15 protein-coding genes are annotated in these 17,648 nt (G+C 68.6%); 9 read left to right on the forward strand and 6 right to left on the reverse strand.

What is annotated here, in order from left to right; translation table 11 throughout:
• The 6 genes from KA419_09395 to KA419_09420 all read left to right on the forward strand — a co-directional run.
• The coding region (locus KA419_09395; GenBank protein ID MBP7866151.1) for a hypothetical protein at positions 1 to 2,029 on the forward strand (2,029 nt) is incomplete at its 5' end.
• 68 nt (positions 2,030 to 2,097) lie between these two features.
• Entirely contained in the window at positions 2,098 to 2,331 is a 234-nt protein-coding gene (locus KA419_09400) for a hypothetical protein (protein MBP7866152.1), read from the forward strand.
• 121 nt (positions 2,332 to 2,452) lie between these two features.
• Positions 2,453 to 2,962 (forward strand): thiamine phosphate synthase, encoded by a 510-nt coding sequence (locus tag KA419_09405; protein ID MBP7866153.1) that lies wholly within the window; start codon positions 2,453 to 2,455, stop codon positions 2,960 to 2,962.
• 65 nt (positions 2,963 to 3,027) lie between these two features.
• Entirely contained in the window at positions 3,028 to 4,344 is a 1,317-nt protein-coding gene (gene thiC / locus KA419_09410) for a phosphomethylpyrimidine synthase ThiC (GenBank protein MBP7866154.1), read from the forward strand.
• A gap of 2 nt (positions 4,345 to 4,346) precedes the next feature.
• Entirely contained in the window at positions 4,347 to 5,027 is a 681-nt protein-coding gene (locus KA419_09415; protein ID MBP7866155.1) for an HAD family hydrolase, read from the forward strand.
• Positions 5,028 to 5,083: 56 nt separating this feature from the next.
• On the forward strand, positions 5,084 to 5,590 hold the full coding sequence (locus KA419_09420) for a hypothetical protein (GenBank protein MBP7866156.1): 507 nt from the start codon (positions 5,084 to 5,086) through the stop codon (positions 5,588 to 5,590).
• Positions 5,591 to 5,700: 110 nt separating this feature from the next.
• Here the strand turns inward: KA419_09420 and KA419_09425 are convergent, their stop codons facing one another.
• Positions 5,701 to 6,549 (reverse strand): hypothetical protein, encoded by an 849-nt coding sequence (locus tag KA419_09425; protein MBP7866157.1) that lies wholly within the window; start codon positions 6,547 to 6,549, stop codon positions 5,701 to 5,703.
• A 605-nt stretch (positions 6,550 to 7,154) separates the two neighbouring features.
• Between KA419_09425 and rlmN the strand changes: the two genes are divergently transcribed.
• Positions 7,155 to 8,258: a 23S rRNA (adenine(2503)-C(2))-methyltransferase RlmN gene (rlmN, locus tag KA419_09430; GenBank protein MBP7866158.1), complete on the forward strand. Its 1,104-nt coding sequence runs from the start codon at positions 7,155 to 7,157 to the stop codon at positions 8,256 to 8,258.
• A 9-nt stretch (positions 8,259 to 8,267) separates the two neighbouring features.
• Entirely contained in the window at positions 8,268 to 9,119 is an 852-nt protein-coding gene (locus KA419_09435) for a class II aldolase/adducin family protein (protein ID MBP7866159.1), read from the forward strand.
• On the opposite strand, the gene KA419_09440 is transcribed toward KA419_09435, so the two are convergent.
• From KA419_09440 to nuoE, 5 genes are all read right to left on the reverse strand, one after another.
• Entirely contained in the window at positions 9,106 to 9,816 is a 711-nt protein-coding gene (locus tag KA419_09440) for a methyltransferase domain-containing protein (protein ID MBP7866160.1), read from the reverse strand. The two genes, KA419_09435 and KA419_09440, sit on opposite strands and share 14 nt — an antisense overlap.
• The gene (locus tag KA419_09445; protein ID MBP7866161.1) at positions 9,813 to 10,898 is read right to left on the reverse strand and encodes a hypothetical protein; all 1,086 of its coding nucleotides are present in this window, start codon (positions 10,896 to 10,898) and stop codon (positions 9,813 to 9,815) included. Before KA419_09445 ends, KA419_09440 begins: the two co-directional genes overlap by 4 nt.
• 19 nt (positions 10,899 to 10,917) lie before the next feature.
• Complete coding sequence (locus KA419_09450) at positions 10,918 to 14,673, reverse strand: FAD-dependent oxidoreductase (GenBank protein MBP7866162.1); 3,756 nt, start codon at positions 14,671 to 14,673, stop codon at positions 10,918 to 10,920.
• Between the two features lie 70 nt (positions 14,674 to 14,743).
• Positions 14,744 to 16,531: an NADH-quinone oxidoreductase subunit NuoF gene (gene nuoF, locus KA419_09455; GenBank protein MBP7866163.1), complete on the reverse strand. Its 1,788-nt coding sequence runs from the start codon at positions 16,529 to 16,531 to the stop codon at positions 14,744 to 14,746.
• 27 nt (positions 16,532 to 16,558) lie between these two features.
• Positions 16,559 to 17,086, reverse strand: coding sequence for an NADH-quinone oxidoreductase subunit NuoE (gene nuoE / locus KA419_09460; protein MBP7866164.1), 528 nt, complete (start codon positions 17,084 to 17,086; stop codon positions 16,559 to 16,561).
• Between the two features lie 202 nt (positions 17,087 to 17,288).
• Here nuoE and KA419_09465 point away from each other — a divergent pair, with 202 nt between their 5' ends.
• Positions 17,289 to 17,615 carry an STAS domain-containing protein gene (locus tag KA419_09465; GenBank protein ID MBP7866165.1) on the forward strand — a complete coding sequence of 109 codons (327 nt, stop codon included), beginning with the start codon at positions 17,289 to 17,291 and terminating at the stop codon, positions 17,613 to 17,615.
• Positions 17,616 to 17,648 lie beyond the last annotated feature (33 nt).

Genomic DNA, 17,648 nt, shown 5'->3' on the forward strand with positions numbered 1-17,648 from the left:
GGCCGAGCCCCCGCCCCCCGAACCCCCCAAGCCCGCCGTGGGGGAGTTCATGGATTTCGAGCTGCTGGAATCCATGAGCCCGGTGGCCACGGACGAAACGGCTCGACCGGAGACCGCGTGGGCGCCGGAGCCGGCCTGGGCCCCCGAGCCCGTTCAGGAGGCGGCGCCCGCGAAAAAACCGGAACCCGAACCGGAACCCGAACCGGTGAAGCCCCCGGAGAAGGTCGCCGCCAAGCCGCCGGCCAAGTCGCCCCTGCCCCCGCCCGGGATGGATACCGACGTCAACATCCGGCTGGAACAGACCCTGAAATCCCTCGAAGACATCGGCCTGGACGCCAGCCTCTTCTCCTGGGGGAAGAAACCCGCCGCCGAGCCCGCCAAACCCGCGAAGGCCCCGGAAGCCCGCCGGGAAGAGCCCAAGCCGGCGCCCCCCCCCGAAGCGAAACCCCTGGGGATCGACGACCAGGCCGCCGACGCGCAGTCGCTCCTCTCCATGATCTCGAGGGGGGAGGCCACGCCGCCGGCCCAGGCGCCCCCGCCTTTCGGGGCCGAGACCGCCCAGATCACCATCCAGGACCTCGACGGCGCCCTCCAGGAAATCGACTTCTACCTCAAGCTCGGCTTCCAGGACAATGCCCGGAACGAGCTGGAGCGTCTGAACCGGCGCTTTCCCGGCAACGCGGAAGTCCTGGCCCGGATGAAGGACCTCGGGATCACGCCCAAGCCGGCAGCCCCCCGAAAGCGGGAGGAGGAACCCGTGGCGGAGGCCCGGGTCACCCCCGCCCCTTCGGTGAAAACCGTGGAGATCAAGGCCCCCGAGAAAGCAAAGGCCGCGGCGCCCTCGCCCGAACCGGCCCCGGAACCCGAGATGGAACCCATCGTGGAGTTCTTCGAAGTCCCGCCGCCGGTGTCCTCCGTCAAGTCCTCCCTCAACCCGGTCGAGCTGGAGGAGGAAGGGCTGGCGCAGGAAATCTCCCCCGACGAGGTCAGCATCGACCTCTTCAATTTCATCTCCACGGAACCTCCCGGGGAGGAGACCAAGCCCTCTCTCGCCAGCGCCGACGCCCGTAAACTGACCCCCGGCATCGAACTGGTCGAGATTCCGCCGCCGGTGGAATCGCGGCCCGAGACCCTTCCGCCGGAGAGACCGGAACTCGAGGTCTCCGTCGACGTGTTCGCGGGGATCAGCGGGGGAGAACTCGAAGCCGATCTCGGGATCTACCAGGAATCGAGACCCATGGCGGTCGAAGCGTCCGCGGTGGAGAAGGATGAAGCCAAGCCCGCGGCGGAGCCGGTGACGGTCAAGCCCGCGGCGGAGCCGGTGGCGGCCAAACCCGTGGTGGAGCCGGCGGCGGCCAAACCCGTGGAAGAGCCGGTGACGGCCAAACCCGCGGCGGAGCCGGTGGCGGCCAAACCCGTGGCGGAGCCGGCGGCGGCCAAACCCGTGGAAGAGCCGGTGACGGCCAAACCCGCGGTGGAGCCAGTGACGGCCAAGCCCGCGGTGGAGCCGGCGGCGGCCAAGGCGGTCACGGGTCCCATCGACCTCAAGCCGCCCAGCGGGATGGCGATGCAGGACCTCTTCGCGGACCTCGTCGAGGAAGCCAACAAGGTCTTCGTCGCCTCCGGTGACGACGAGGAAGGGGATTTCGAAACCCACTACAACCTGGGGATCGCCTACAAGGAAATGGGGCTGATGGATGACGCCATCGGCGAGTTCCAGAAAGCCTACAACATGGTGAAGGACGAGTCGCGCTCCTCCGCTTACATCCAGGCCTGCAGCATGCTGAGCTTGTGCTTCCTCGAAAAGGGGATCTTCAAATCCGCCATCAAGTGGTGTGAACGCGGCCTCGAGAGCCCCGGGCACCAGGACCACGAGTACCTGGCCCTCCGCTACGACATGATGGGCGCCTACGAAAAACTCGGGGACTACGCGAAGGCCCTCGATCTTTGCAACGAGATCTACGGCGAGAACATCGGTTACCGGGACGTGGCGGACAAGATCAAGAACCTCAAAAAACTGGTCGGATAGTCCCGGACATGCCCGCTTTGCCGCCCTGCCCGTCAACGAGAAGGAGATATGCGAGCACCCTCATCCTCGTGACGTTCTGCTTCGTCACGGGGATCTTTCTTTTCATGGTCCCGTGGAACTTCCCGATCCCCCTGTTCTCCTACCTCTGGGACGGCGTCTGGGAGAACAACTACTTCGTGATCCGGTACCCGGGGTTCCGCTCGGTGATGTCCAACCCCTTCCTGAAGGGGGCCATCTCGGGATTGGGCCTGGTGAACTTCCTCATCGGGATACACCTTGTCGGGGAGAGGCTCCGGAAGTGACGGGAAGACGATGACGGGCCCGCAGGCAGAGCATCCCGTCCTCTATCACATCTCGGACGACCGACCGGAGGGGCGCTGTCCCCGGTGTTGCTTCCCGCATCTCGCCGGGTTGGGGGTCCGGATGTTACAGCTCCGCCGGAAAGGCCTGGACGTGCGCACCCTGGTCGAGACGGGGAAGGCGGTCGCGGCGGCGGTCGGGGGGATGGACGTGACCCTCCTGATGAACGGCAGCGTGGAGGCGGCCGTCCGGGCGGGATTCCAGGGGGTCCACCTCCCGGCGTTCACCCCGGGGGTGGCCGCGATCCGGGCGAGTTTGCCGGCCGGTTTCCGGATCGGCATGTCGGTGCACGACGGCGCGGAACTGGCCGATGCCGAGAAGCAGGGAGCGGATTTCGTCGTCCTGGGCCCGGTGTTCCCGCCCCGGTGCAAAGCCGCCGGCACGGCGCCCCTCGGGTTGGCGAGGCTGCGGGAACTGGCGGGCGGGACCCGGATGCCCACACTGGCCCTGGGCGGGATCTCCGCGGACAACGCGGAAGACGCCCTGGCCTGCGGGGTGGCCGGGCTGGCCGGGATCTCGTTCTTCCACCACCCGGGGGAACTCGAGCGGATACTGAAACGAATCGGCGGATGACGCCGCAACCTGCCCGGGCGGCGAACCGGCGCGCCGGGCGGGACCGTCTTTGAAGGAGAACAAGCATGAGCATCATCAATGATCTGCGAGCCGGGGACCTTCCGGCCCACTTCACGGCACTGGCGGCGAACGAGGGTGTCTCGACGGACGCCCTGGTGGAGGGGGTCCTCGCGGGTACCATCGTGGCCCCCCGCAACCACCGGCGTGCCCTCACCCGTGACATGGCGGTCGGGAAAGGCCTCCGGACCAAGGTGAACGCCAACCTCGGCACCTCGCCCGACCACGACGTCCTCGAGGAGGAACTGGACAAGCTCCGGGTCTGCATCGAGTACGGGGTCGACGCGGTCATGGACCTCTCCACGGGGTCCGACATCCGGGGGACCCGGCTGCGCATCCTGGGGGAGTGTGGGGTCCCGCTGGGGACTGTCCCCATGTACGAGGCGTCCGTCCGTTCCCGCCGGCGCTACGGCGATCACCTCCAGATGACGGTGGACGACCTGTTCCAGGTGATCGAGGACCACGGCGCCGACGGCGTGGATTTCATCACCGTTCACTGCGGGGCCGTCCGGTCCGTGGTGGACGCCATGCACGCCCAGGGGCGCGTGATGGGCATGGTGAGCCGCGGCGGGGCCCTGCTCGTCGAGTGGATGGTCCGTCACGATCGCGAGAACCCCCTGTACGAGCACTTTGACCGGTTGCTGGAGATCGCGGGCCGGCACGAGATGACGCTTTCCCTCGGGGACGGCTTCCGGCCGGGGTGCCTGGCCGACGCCACGGATCGCGCCCAGGTGGGTGAACTCCTGGTCCTGGGCGAACTGACCCGGCGGGCGCGCGCGGCGGGGGTGCAGACCATGATCGAGGGCCCGGGGCACGTCCCCCTGGACCAGATCGCGGAGAACATCCGCCTGGAGAAGGCCCTGTGCGAGGGGGCGCCTTTCTATGTCCTGGGGCCCCTGGTGACCGACATCGCCCCCGGGTACGACCACATCACCGGGGCCATCGGGGGCGCCGTGGCGGCGATGCACGGGGCGGACTTCCTCTGCTACGTGACCCCCGCCGAGCACCTCCGGCTGCCCACCGTGGAGGACGTGAGGCTCGGCGTCATGGCGTCGCGGATCGCCGCCCACGCCGCGGACATCGCCAAGGGAGTCCCGGGGGCCATGGCCCCCGACGTCGAACTCAGCCGGGCGCGGAAGCGCCTCGACTGGGAGGGGCAGTTCCGGAACGTCCTGGACCCGCGCATCGCCCGCCAGTTCCGCGGAGAGAGACCGCCGAAGGATGCCGACCTCTGCACCATGTGCGGGGAGTTCTGTGCCATCCGGGCCAGCACGGCCGCCACCGAGGCCATCTGCCGGAAATCCGGCAAACCGGCCGGGCAATGACGATGGCTTCGGAGACCCTCCCCATCCGGTTGGCGGTCTTCGACCTCGACGGGGTCGTCTTCGACTCCTCGGCCCTGGTCGCGCCCGCCATCTGGGACTCCCTCGACCGGCTGGAGGCCGCCACTCCCGGGCTTTGCCTCCGGAGGCCGACCGAGCCCGAGGTCTTCGGGATGCTGGGCCTGCCCAACAGCCGGTACGTCCAGGCCCTGGGGTACGACCTCGAGCCGGGACAGTGGGCGCTGCTCAAGGACTGGGTCGAGGAACGCGAGGTCGAGCTGATCGGGGCGGGGGTGGGCACCCTGTACGAGGGGATCGAGGCCCTCCTCACCCGCCTGGGGGACCGCGGCGTGCGCTGCGTGGTGGCCAGCAACTGCGGCCGGCGTTACCTGGAGGCCATCTTCGTGCGCTTCGGGCTCGGCCGCTGGGTGGACGGGGCGCGGTGCAACGACGACTACCCCCGGGGCGGCAAGGCGGACCTGATCCGTATCCTGCTGGATTTGACGGGTGTCACGGCGGAGCAGACCGTTTACCTGGGGGACCGGGATTTCGACCTGTACGCCGCCCGGGAGGCCGGTACCCGGTTCGTGGCCTGCCGGTGGGGGTTCGGCCGGGAGGATCGATTCCCGGACGGGATCGCCTTCGCGGACCGGCCGGGCGAGGTCCCCGTTCACCTGGGCCTCTGAGGCCGGGGGCGATCGGCCCGGTGGTCCCACGACGCCGGGCGTTTCGGAGGGAGAAAGTGACAAAACGTTTTTCACGGGTGTTCGGTCTCATGCTGCTTCTTTCCGTGGTTTTCCTCCCGGCCCAGACCGGCCGGGAACGCCCCGCCAAGGCGCCGGACCCCCGCGTCGGCAGCTTGCTGGACCAGGGCCGGCTCCAGTACGACGTGGACGAGGAGGGGGACTTCAGGGTCCTGAACCAGCTCGAGGAGAAACGGTCCCAGGCGGTTTTCATCAACTCCCGCACCAACCGGCTCTACGACATCGAGATCCGCGAGATCTGGTCGGCGGCCTGGTCCTCGGAGAAACCGCCGGACGGGGGGGTCTCCGGGAAACTCCTGATGGAGAACGGGCGAGTGAAGATCGGGGCCTGGAGCCTGCAGCGATTCGGAACGAAGTTCGTCCTGGTCTTCGGCGCCCAGGTCCCGGCCAATGCCGACCTCAAAACCCTTCTCACGGTCATCCAGACCGTCGCCGTCACCGCCGACGACAAGGAAAAGGAATTTGCGGTGAAGGACTCCTTCTGAAGCTCCCGCCGGACGCCCCGTCATCTTGCCGGGGGCACGGGGCCGGGGACGAAAAAGAAAAATGCCGGTCGAGCGACCGGCATTTTTCTTCGGGGTGGGCTTGCCCGGGCTCAGCGGACCACGGGGCAGTAGCTGCTGTCGGTGAAGCCGCTGGCGGTCTCGCGGCGGTCCCGGGGGTACACGGGAGGCCGGGGGATGACGCCCAGTCGGATCAGCTCGCTGCGGAACTCGTAACGGACGTTGACTTCCTGGCAGGGCGTCGACTCCAGGTTGAGGCGGACCCGGGTCACCCGGTGGTCCTGCTCGCTCCCCATGCCGGTGGCGGCGTAGCTGTCGGTGTCGGGGCGGGGGGGCGGCACGCAGCCGGCGGAGCGGGCCTTCTCGTTGGACGGCGCGGCCGCGGGGGCGGCGGATTCGGACTCAGCGCCCTGGCCCTTGGCCCGGCCCGCCGAACCGCTCTCCGCGGACGGGCGGGGCGCGTCCCGCATGATCCGGGGCTCGTAACGGGCGTACGTGATCTCCCGGAAGACCACCGCGCTGATGATGCCCAGGTTCCGGGTCTGGCCCAGGGCGGCGCCGTAAGAGTTCGACTCGGTCGTGAAGTAGAAGTTCCGGGCGGTCCGGTTGCTGACCTGCCAGCCCGCGATCTCCACCGTCTCCCATGGGTCGATGACCCACTTCGAGGCCTTCGCCGCGGTGGTGCGCTTGGCGTCGATGGTGTTCAGGCCGTCCACCGAAAGCGCCACCGCGATGCGGGTGGAGGAGTTGTTCCGGAGGCGGATGGTGAAGTCCTCCCCGCGCAGCGCTTCCAGGTAGAGGCGGCCGTTGTGGCTGTAGAGGGGCCGGGGGGAGCCGTTCACGAGGACGTCCATCTGAAGCGGGGAACCGCAGGGGTAGTATCCGAACGCGGAAACGGCGAGCAGCATCAGGATCAGGGTGGTGAAGAGTGCGTGTTTCATGATCGACCTCCTTCGTCCAATCTCAATGGTACTGACGACGCCCCCGCCGAAAACTTTCAAGGTTTTTTTCCTTCCCCCCCCTTCCCCAACCTCCTCCGAGTATCGGTATCGGTATCGGTATCGGAATCGGTATCGGAATCGGTACCGGTATCGCCCCCGCCCTTGTCCCGAACTCCGCAACCTCTCCGAACCTGCCCCCGCAGCCAAACCCGTACAAACTGGCCGCATCCCCGGTGATCCGGTTTTCTTGGCGAGATCCGGATACGGATCGGTTCGCGCAAAGGCGCAAAGATCGCAAAGGAAAACGGCACGGGTCGCAAATCATGCTCCCGGCTGATGTTTCGAGAGATCGATCCCCGTGTCTGTCGCGATCTGGAGGCGAGTTCACCTCGAAGGCACTGCGCTTTTTCCGGGACTTCGCCCGGCAACAGTGGCCACGGAAGGCAACCGGAAACGACAACATGTTGGTAAAAACGCAGCCGCTGAAGCGCCTGACAGCCTTCAGCCTAACAGCCTTCAGCCTGACAACCTTCCTCAAGATCGCACCGAAAACGGGCGCGGGGTGATATAATACTTTCCTTTCGGGGCGGTCGATGGAGGCGGCGATGGACAAGACGATCCTCCTGGGGATGGACAAGGCGGAACTCGGGGCCTTCGTGGCCGGGCTCGGCCAGAAACCGTACCGCGCGCGGCAGCTGTACCACCACTTCTACCGCCGGGGGTGCTTCGACGCCGAGGCCATGACCGACATGTCCCGGGCTTTCCGTGAAACCCTGCGGGAGTGCGCGGATTTTGGCCTCCCCGGGACCCTGGCCGTCCAGGCCTCCATCGACGGGGCCCGGAAGTACCTCTTCGAGCTTCGCGACGGGCTGCGGGTCGAGTCGGTCTTCATCCCCGAGGACGCCCGCACCACCCTGTGCCTGTCCACCCAGGCGGGGTGCGCCATGGGGTGTCGCTTCTGCGCCACCGCGGGGATGGGGTTTCTCCGGAACCTCTCCGCCGGGGAGATCCTGGGCCAGTTCTACGGCGTCCTGGGTGAGCGGGGTCTCGTGGGGCAGCCCGTCAACGTGGTGTTCATGGGGATGGGCGAGCCGCTGATGAACCTGGAGGCCGTGATGCGCAGCTTCGGGATCCTCCACGACCCGGAAGGCGGGGCCGTCTCGCGCCGGCGGATCACGGTGTCCACCTGCGGCCTCCCCGAGGGTATCCGTCGACTCGGCGAGCACCCCGTGCGGCCGAAACTCGCCGTCTCCCTCAACGCCACCACGGACGCGGTGCGCTCGCGCCTGATGCCCGTCAACCGGAAGCACCCCATCGCGGACGTGCTGAAGGCCTGCCGTGCCTACCCGCTGCCGGCCGGGGAGCGCATCACCTTCGAGTACCTTCTGGCGGCGGGCGTCAACGACACCGTGGAGGACGCCCGGCGCCTGGCGAGGCTCCTTCGCGGGATCCGGTGCAAGATCAACCTGATCCCCTGCAACCCGACCCCGGGAGGCGCGTTCGGCCCCCCCGGGGAGGCCGTGGTGGCGGCCTTCCAGGACGTGCTCGTCGGGGCCCGTTACACGGCCATCATCCGGAAATCGCGCGGGCGGGACATCCACGGCGCCTGCGGCCAGCTGGCGAGCCTGCAGGACGAGACGGACGGAGGGGGCCGTCCCCGGCCGTCACCGGGTGGGGCCGAGGGATATTACTCTCCGGATTCGGAGTAGAGAGGGACGATGAACGAATACGAGGTGAAGAAGGCCATCATCGAGACCGGGAGGCGCTGCTGGCTCCGCGGTTGGGTGGCCGCCAACGACGGCAACATCAGTGCCCGGGTCGGCGACAACGCGTTTCTGACCACCGCCTCCGGCCAGAGCAAAGGCTTCCTGACCGCGGACATGATCATCCGGGTCGATCGTCACGGCAACGTCCTGGAAGGGAAGATGCGGCCGTCCACCGAGTTGAGGATGCACCTCCTGGTGTACGAGCAACGCCCGGACGTGGGCGCCGTTTTCCACGCCCACCCGCCCGCCTGCACCGCCCACGCCGTGGCCGGCCTCCCCCTGTCGGACTGCGTCCTGCCCGAGATCGTGGTCACCCTGGGGGCCGTTCCCCTCGCGGAGTACGGGACGCCCAGCACCGCCGAGGTCCCCGACTCGCTTCTCCCCTACGTCCGTGACCACAACGCCTTCCTGCTGCAGAACCACGGGGCCCTGACCCTGGGGAAGGACGTCTTCGACGCCTACTACCGGATGGAGTCCATCGAGCACTTCGCCCACATCCACATCCTGGCCCGCGGCCTCGGCCACGTGAACGTGCTCAAGCCCGAGCAGGTGGAGAAGCTGATGGCCATCCGCGCCACCTATGGTCTTCCCGGCGCGGTGCCCGCCTGCCGGGCCGCCGGGGGCGCGAACCCGCCGGCGGGGGCCGGGGGGGAGGCGGGCCCGCTCCCGACCGGGAACCCGGTGGCCGGCGCCTGCCCGGCGTCGCCGCGGCCGGCGTTCTCTTCACAACCCACGAACCTTTCAGAACAGGAGTTGGTCGACCGCGTGACCTCGATGATCCTCGGTAAACTCAGTCGGGACTGATCACGCAGACGAGGAAGTAGAGGTCTTCCGCCTGGCGCCAGGTGCGGATCGCCAGTCCGGCCGATCCCGCCATGTCCCGGACGACCTCGTCCGGCGGGATCATGTCGTGGCTGACGGCGTCGCCGACCCCGGCGTGGAAACGATTGAGGGACTCCCGCCCCTCCAGGTGGCACACCGTCAGGCTGCCGCCCGGACGGAGCAGGGCCGCGAGGGCGCGCAGGGTGGCCGCCTTGTCGTGGAAGTGCGGGAAGACGTTGTAACAGAAGACGGCGTCCAGCGAGGCGGGGAGAAGCGGGGGGAATGCGGCGTCCCCCGCCACGGCGAACACGGGGGGCACCCCGGGGCCCGGGCCGGGGGCCGGGGGCGAACCGGCGAAGGGCATTGCGGCGTGCGGGTCGCGCGCGATTGGCCCGCGGAACACCGCCCCGTGTCGCAGCATCTCCTCCGCGTAGTCGAGGCCGATCACGACCCCTCCCGGCGGCAGGTGGGCGAGGAGGACCGGGATGATCCGCCCCGTCCCGCACCCCACGTCCAGGACGCGCCGGGCCGAGGGGATGCCGGTTTCCGGGAGCAGTTCGTGCAAACGTTCGGGTTCGTTCCCGGCGTGGGCCTGCTCGTCCCACCTTTCCGCATGCCGGTCGAAGAAGTGCCGTCGTTCGCGGTCGCCGGGTTGACGGGGGGAGTGGTGCGGGCTCATGGCGTTTTCGGCGGCTTCAGCCGGAGGTCCAGGTCAAAGGCGAGGGACATGGGCTGCGGGTTTCCCCCCGTTCCGAGATCGACCCGGAGAGCGCCCTTGCCGGCGGCGGAGCCGGAAACCGGGAAAGGGCACGAGACGTCCCACTCCAGGACCCCGGACAGCGACACGTCAAACGCGTTGATCCGGGACGGTGGAAAACCGGGGGCGGAGGAAACAGCGGCGCCCGGCTCGACGAGGGTCTGCAGGAAGACGGTTTTCACCCGGAACCGGTCGCCCTGCCTCGACTCCAGCGTGAAGCGGGTCACCTGGCGGAACCTGGCCCCCTGGGCCGTGAGGGTCTGCACGGACTCCCAGACGGCCCCGGGGCCCACCGGCCCGTCGGGGAGCACGACCCCCCCCACCGGGTTCCGGAGTTGGTCCCACACGGGCTGGAGCCGGGGGTCGGCGACGGCCGTATCGATCGTCATGTCCCGGATGAGGCCTTTACGGCTGATCACGGCGGTCCCCCCGAATTTTCCCGCGGCCGGGTCCTTCAGGGCCTGTCCCAGGAGGGCCGCCACCTGGGCGTTGGCGTCCGGGGTCGGGAGCATCCGGATGTCGCCGAGCCGGAAGGCAAAGCGGAGGTCGCCGGACGGGGAGACGGATTTCGGGGTCACGCTCGCCGTCAGGGCGAGGGCGGGGACCCGGATCGGGGGGATCGGGGCCGCCCCGATCTCCATCGCGATTCCCGCCCGCACCTCGAAGCCGGTCTCGAACGGTTTGAGGGAATAGCGGTAGGCCAATTCCCGGCGGGGCTCCCGGCCAGGGTTCACGAGCCGGACCACGGGGGCCGATAGCGCGAACGCCCCGTCCTTCCCGTTTGCCGGGGTTGGCGCCGCTGAAGGCGAGGGGGGCGCCGTGACCGACCCGGGGCCCGCGGCCGACGGCTTCCCGGTGAGGGCTGCCGCCGGGGGCGTCGGCGAAGGGGCGCCCGAAACGGCGCCCGCCTCGACGGGCCGTCCCGGGGGCGGCGACGCCCCGCGCTGGCAGCCCGACAGGGTGAACAGCAAGGGCAGGAGGCACAGGACCAGGGCACGCTTCATGCCGGGTCTCGCCGGGCGGTCACTTTTCGGGTGCCAGGCCCAACTCGGCCAGCCGGGCGTTCCAGTGCCGGAAGAGTGCATCGACGTGGACGTAGTTGCGCAACCCCGTCTCCCGCGCCCGCGGCGAGGGCAGCAGGAAGGGAAGGTGGGCGGTCTTCCCCTCGGGCGGAAAGGCCCCCCGGATGTCCAGGGCGCCGAACCCCCCGCGGGGGACCCGCGGCATGACGGAACCCATCTCCTTCCACAGAGCTTCGAGCCGGCCGGCGTACACGTCGGCGCCCAACGCGAGCCCCAGGCCGCCGATGACCTCGAGGGTGGGCATCCCGGTCCGGTTCGGGACCGCGGCGCGGACGCGCTGGAAGCGGCCCTTCATGTTCATGACGGTCCCCTCGTTCTCGGTGAAGGCCGCCATGGGCAGGATGACGTGGGCGTGCTCGGAGGTCTCCGTCCGGAACAGGTCGACCGACACCACGCACTTCAGGTGGCGAAAGGCGTCGGCCAGGGCCGGTCCCGTTTCGGGGCAGCCGAGGATGTCCTCGGCGAAAGCGAAGAGACCGCGGACCTTGCCGGTCCGGATCGCGTCGGCGAAAGCCGGGGAGGACAATCCCGCAGACTCCGGCAGACCGGTTCCCCAGACCGCGGAGAGAAGGTTCCGGGCCGCCGGGTCTCCCGCCGGGCGCCAGCCGGGGAGCCAGTCGGGGTGGCAGCCCATCTCCAGGACGCCGCGGCTGTTGGTCTGGCCCGCCATGGCGTAGACCAGGGGGTGACGCCCGCGGTTCTCCATGAGGATGCAGAGGTCGTAGAGGTACAGGGCGGCCTCCTCGCCCGCCGTCTCCAGGTCGAAGACGATGGCGGGGCGGCCGGTGAAGAGCTTGTCCAGAAGGGTGTTGACGTCGGCCGTGGTGAGCCCCAGCTTGCGGAGGGTGTCCATTCCCTGCACCCCGTCGAGGTGGTGCCGCAGGTCGGACAACCCCACCACGTTCCCGTGCGGGGCGAAGCGGGAGAGGGCCTCGGCGAGCAGGGCCCGGGTGAAGGCGCCGAGGTTGCGCTTCTCCAGGGGAATCCAGCGCTGGGCCACGCGGCCGGTGAAGCCGCCGTTCTCGTTGAGGAGGTACACGTTCGACTTGCCTCCCCGGGCCGCCTCGTGGATCTTGAACTCCATGACGGGGTAGTTGTCGAGCGTGTCGACCCCGAGCACCAGGACGAGGTCCGCCGTGGCGATCCGGCTGTGCACCGGGCCGGGCAGGTCGTGGTAGAAGGCCTTGAGGGCCGGTTTCGAGGCCATGGACAGGCAGTAGACGTTGGGGGTCTTCAGGGCCGTGCGGGCGAATTTCTGGGCGAGGTAGGCCTCTTCGCAGGTGAGACGCCCGCCGGCCAGGACGCCGAAGGCCTCGGGGCCGAAATTCTCCAGGACCGGGCGGGCCAGGCCCGCCACCGTTTCGAAGGCCTCGTCCCACGACGTCTCCGCCAGGACCCCGGCCTTCCGGACGAGGGGGCTGACCAGCCGATGCTCGGAGTTGAGGACCTGGAACCCGAACCGGCCGTTCTTGCAAAGGTTGCCTCCCGGCGTCACCGGGGAGTCGGGGTTGGAGGTCACCCGGACCACGCGCTCACCGACGGTTTCCAGGACGACGCCGCACCCCACGCTGCAGAAACCGCAGACGGACGGCGAGCCCTGCATCCTGAACGGGCCCGGCTTGGGGGAGTCGGGCTTGACGGTGATGGCGCCGGTGGGGCAGGTCTCCGCGCACTGCCCGCAGGCGATGCAGGTGGTCTCCACGAGGGGTTTCTCCAGGGCCGGGCGGATCCTCGCGTCGAAACCGCGCCGGACGAAGCCGAGGGCGGCCGCCCCCACCACCTCGTCGCAGAGCCGCACGCAGCGGCCGCAGAGGATGCACTTGTTCAGGTCGAACCGCAGGAACGGGTGGTCCTCCACGGGTTTCTCCTCGTGGAAGTCCCCACTGAAGGCCACCGGGTTCACGTCGTACTCGCTGCACCACTGCTGGAGGTCGCACTCGAAGAAGGCCGTGCAGCCGCACTCGAGGCAGCGCTTCACTTCCTCGGAGGCCTGCTCGGCCGAATAGCCCAGCTCCACCTCCACGAAGCTCCGGATGCGGTCCTCGACCTCCAGCGCCGGGATGTGCTGCCGGGCGGTGTCCGGGGCCGCCGGGAGGTCCTCGGGCTTGAGGGTGGGGCGCAGGTTGTCCTTCCGGCTGATGAACGGTTTGACCAGCCGGAGGATCGTTTCCCCCGAGAGGCGGCGGTGGATGGCCATGGCCGCCTTCTTCCCGGCGGCGATGGCCTCGATGGCCGTGGCGGCGCCCGTCACCATGTCGCCGCCGGCGTAGAGCCGGGACACGGACGTGCCCATGGTCTCGGGGGTGACGTCCAGGGTGCCCCACTTGGTCATCTTGAGGTCGAAGGCGCAGCGCGAGCTGTTGAAGGGGGCGTTGTCCGCCTGCTGGCCGATGGCGCTGAAGATCCACTCGGCTTCGATCTCGAAGTCGGAGCCCTCGAGGGGCACGGGCCGCCGGCGCCCGCTGGCATCGGGTTCGCCCAGGGTCATCCGGACACAGGTGATGCTCTTCACCTTGCCGTCCTCGCCCAGGTTGTAGCGCAGGGGGTTGGTGAGCAGTTCGAGCTTGACCCCCTCCTGCTCCATGTCCGCGATCTCCTGGTGGTGGGCGGGCATCTCTGCCCGGGAACGCCGGTAGACGACCGTCACCGAGTCGGCGCCGAGGCGCAGGGCCGTCCGGGCGGCGTCCACGGCGGTGTTCCCGCCGCCCACCACGATGGCGCGGCCCTTGAGTTCGGTGAGTTCACCGCCGTTGACCTTCTCCAGGAAGTCGATGCCGGAGATGACGTTGGGGGCGTTTTCCCCCGGGATCCGCATCAGGGTGGATTTCTGGGCCCCGATGCCGAGGAAGACCGCCTCGTAGCCGCGGTCGAACAGGTCGTCGACGGAGAAGTCCCGCCCCAGGGCGGCATTGGTTTCGATCTCGACCCCGAGCTTGAAGATGGACTCGGCCTCGTAGTCCATGACCTCCTCGGGGAGCCGGTACTCGGGAATGCCGTACATCAGCCAGCCGCCGGCTTTCTCGCGGGCCTCGAAGATCCTGACCTCGTGGCCTTCCAGGGCGAGGTAGTAGGCGGCGGTGAGCCCCGCGGGTCCCGCGCCCACCACGGCGACGCGGTGGCCGGTGGGCGGTTTCAGCAGGGGGGTGAAGGGGTGGCCGCACTCCCGGTCCAGGTCCGCGGCGTAGCGCTTGAGGTAGTCGATGCCGACGGGGTCGCCCGTCAGGTTCCGGCGGCATTTCGACTCGCAGGGCCGGGTGCAGACCCGCCCGCAGATGGACGGGAGGGGGTTGGTCTCCTTGATCAGGGCTACCGCCTCCCGGTAACGGCCCATGGCGAGCAGGGCGATGTAACCCTGGATGTCCACGCCGGCGGGGCAGGTGAGGGTGCAGGGGCCCAGGCAGTCCGCGAAGTGGTTGGAGACGATCAGTTCCAGGGCCGTTTTTCGCGCGGCCCGGACCTCGGGGGTGTCGGTGCGGACCACCATCCCGGGGGCGATCTTCGTGGCGCAGCTGGGGACGAACCCCCGGGCGCCGTCCACCTCCACGAGGCAGACGAAACACGAGCTGAACGGGGCGAGTCGCGGGTCGTGGCAGAGGGTCGGGATCTGTTTCCCGAGCGAGCGGGCGACCTCGAGGATGGTCTGTCCGCTCTCGGCAATGACGGTCTGACCGTCGATCTGTATCTTCACTTCGGCCATGGCTGTCTCCTTTGTCTCCTTCCTGCGGGGTGTCCGTGACGACGGGGCGACGGGTGTTCCGGGCGGCCGCTCAATCGACGTCGATGGCGCCGAAGTTGCAACGGTTGAAGCACTCGCCGCACTTGATGCACAGGCCCTGGTCGAGGGCATGAACCTGCTTGCGTTCCCCGGAGATGGCCTTGACGGGGCAGGCCCGGGCGCAGGCCGTGCAGCCCGTGCACTTTTCGGGGACGATGGTGTAGGTCAGAAGGCGCTTGCACGAGTGGGCGGGGCACTTGCGGTCCCGGATGTGGGCCTCGTACTCGTGGCGGAAATACTGGATGGTGGTGAGGACCGGGTTGGGGGCCGTCTGGCCCAGGCCGCAGAGCGAGCCCTTGCGGATCTTCTCGGACAGGTCCACCAGGGTGGGGATGTCCTCCTCCTTTCCCTCGCCGCGGCAGATGCGCTCCAGGATCTCCAGCATCCGCTTGGTGCCGATGCGGCAGAAGGTGCACTTGCCGCAGGATTCCTTCTGGGTGAAATTCAGGAAGAAACGGGCCACGTCCACCATGCAGGTCCGCTCGTCCATGACCACCATGCCGCCCGAGCCCATGATGGCGCCGGTCTTGGTCACCGACTCGTAGTCCACGGGCGTGTCGATGAGGTGGGCCGGGATGCAGCCCCCGGACGGCCCGCCCATCTGGACGGCCTTGAAGGCGCGGCCTTCCTTGATGCCGCCCCCCACCTCGTAGATGACCTCCCGCAGGGAAAGCCCCATGGGGACCTCGATGAGCCCGCCCCGGACGATCTTCCCCGCCAGGGCGAACACCTTGGTGCCCCGGCTCCGGCCGACCCCCATCTGTGCGAAGGCGTCGGCCCCCTTGAGGATGATCCACGAAATGTTGCCGAAGGTCTCCACGTTGTTGATGGCGGTGGGGCAGCCGAAGAGCCCGGCGGTGGTGGGGAAGGGGGGGCGCAGCCGCGGCATGCCGCGCTGGCCCTCGATGGAGGCGATCAGGGCGGTCTCCTCGCCGCAGACGAAGGCGCCGGCGCCTTCCTTGATCCGGATCTCGAAGTTGAAATTCGTCCCCAGGATGCCCCGGCCGAGGAAGCCCCGTTCCTCCGCCTGCCGGATGGCCCGTTTGAGGCGCCGGACCGCCAGGGGGTACTCGGCGCGGACGTAGATGTAGCCGTGGTTGGCCCCCTGGGCGTATCCCGCGATGAGCATGCCCTCCAGGACACTGTGGGGGTCGCCCTCCAGGACGCTCCGGTCCATGAACGCCCCGGGGTCGCCCTCGTCGCCGTTGCAGACCACGTACTTGTCCGCGGCCCGGCTCTGGCTGGCGAACCGCCACTTGAGCCCCGTGGGGAAACCGGCGCCCCCGCGCCCCCGCAGGCCCGACTGGATGATCTCCTCGATCACCTGTTCGGGCGTCATGGACTTGAGGGCCTTCTCGAACCCCTGGTAACCCTCGTTGGCCAGGTACTCCTCGATGGAGTCCGGGTTGATGATGCCGCAGTTCCGGAGCACGATGCGCTTCTGCTTGGCGAAGAAGGCGTCGTCGGCGCAGGCGCCGCGGTCGCTCCGCACCAGCCACTCGGAGACGACCCGGCCGTCCTGGACGTGCTCGTCGAGGATGCGGTTCACCCGGTCGGGGGTCACGTCGCCGTACAGGAAGGTCCCCCCGCCCGGTTCACGGACTTCCAGGAGCACTTCGCGGAAGCACATGCCCACGCAGCCGGTTTCGTCGATCTCCACGTCCAGGGCGCGCCGGCTGACCTCGTCCCTGAGCCGGTCGTAGACCTTCCGGCCGCCGGCGGCGATCCCGCAGGTCCCCAGCCCCACCACGAGCTTGGGGCGTTCAGTCCGGGTTGCGATGGTCTCGGATGTCACGGTGCACCTCCCTCAGGACTCGCGGGCTTCGGCGGTCTTGCCGTCCTGGGCCCGGTACGTGGCGATGATTTTGCGGACGGCCTTGTCGTCCAGGCGCCCGAAGGTCTCGTCCCCGATCATGATCACGGGGGCCAGCGAGCAGCAACCCAGGCACGCCACCGTCTCCAGGGTGAAGACCCCGTCGGCCGTGGTCTGCCCCGGCTCGATGCCGAGGAGGTTCCGCAGCGTGTCGGTGATGCGCTCGGCGCCTGCCACGTGGCAGGCCGTCCCGTGGCAGACCCGGACGAGGTTCTTTCCGACCGGTGTCAGCCGGAACTGGGCGTAGAAGGTGGCCACGCCGTAGATCTGCGCCAGGGGCGTGCGGGTCGCCTCGGCGACCTGCTCCATGGCGAAGGCGGGCAGGTAGCCGTAGGTGTCCTGGGTTTCCTGGAGGATCGGGATCAGGGTGCCCTTCTCGCGGCCGTACTTGGCCAGGATGGCCCGCAGCGGTTCCAGGTCGAAGGTGACGCCCGGGGCTTCCGTGTTGCATGCTTGGGACATAGGGATCATGTCTCCTGGTGGAAGGTTAGAAGGGGTCTTATACCAGAAGAACGGGGGCGCATCAAGAGCGAAGAACCGGGAATTTTGCGGATCCCGGTCGGGTGACGGGGGCGCGGGCGGGGGGAGATGATGCCCGGGATTTTTTTTTGATGCATTCCCCCCTGCCGTTGCGTAGAATAACTCTTGCCGTGGAGGAAACGCGATGATCCAAGACCTCGCCGAAAAATCCTGTCTCCTGCTGAAGCCCTCGGGGCGGATTTGCCTGGGGGGGAAGCTCCCCGAGCTCCAGGCGGACATCCAGGAGGCCCTGAAAACCGAGCGCCCGAAGGTCGTCGTCGACCTCTCCGGCGTGGATTACATGGACAGCTCGGGTCTCGGGGAGATTGTCCGGCTCTACCTGGAATCCAAGAAGAAAGGCAAAAGTCTCGTCCTGGCCGCCGTCCCGCCCCAACTGGGCAAGGTGCTGAAGAGTTCCAAGCTCGACCGCGTGTTCACGGTGGTGGAGACGGTCGAGAAGGCGCTGGCCTGATTCCGGGGTTCAACCTCCGGGAATTAACCACGA

The organism is Acidobacteriota bacterium, from assembly GCA_018001935.1.
In the GTDB taxonomy this organism is placed as follows: domain Bacteria; phylum Acidobacteriota; class JAAYUB01; order JAAYUB01; family JAAYUB01; genus JAGNHB01.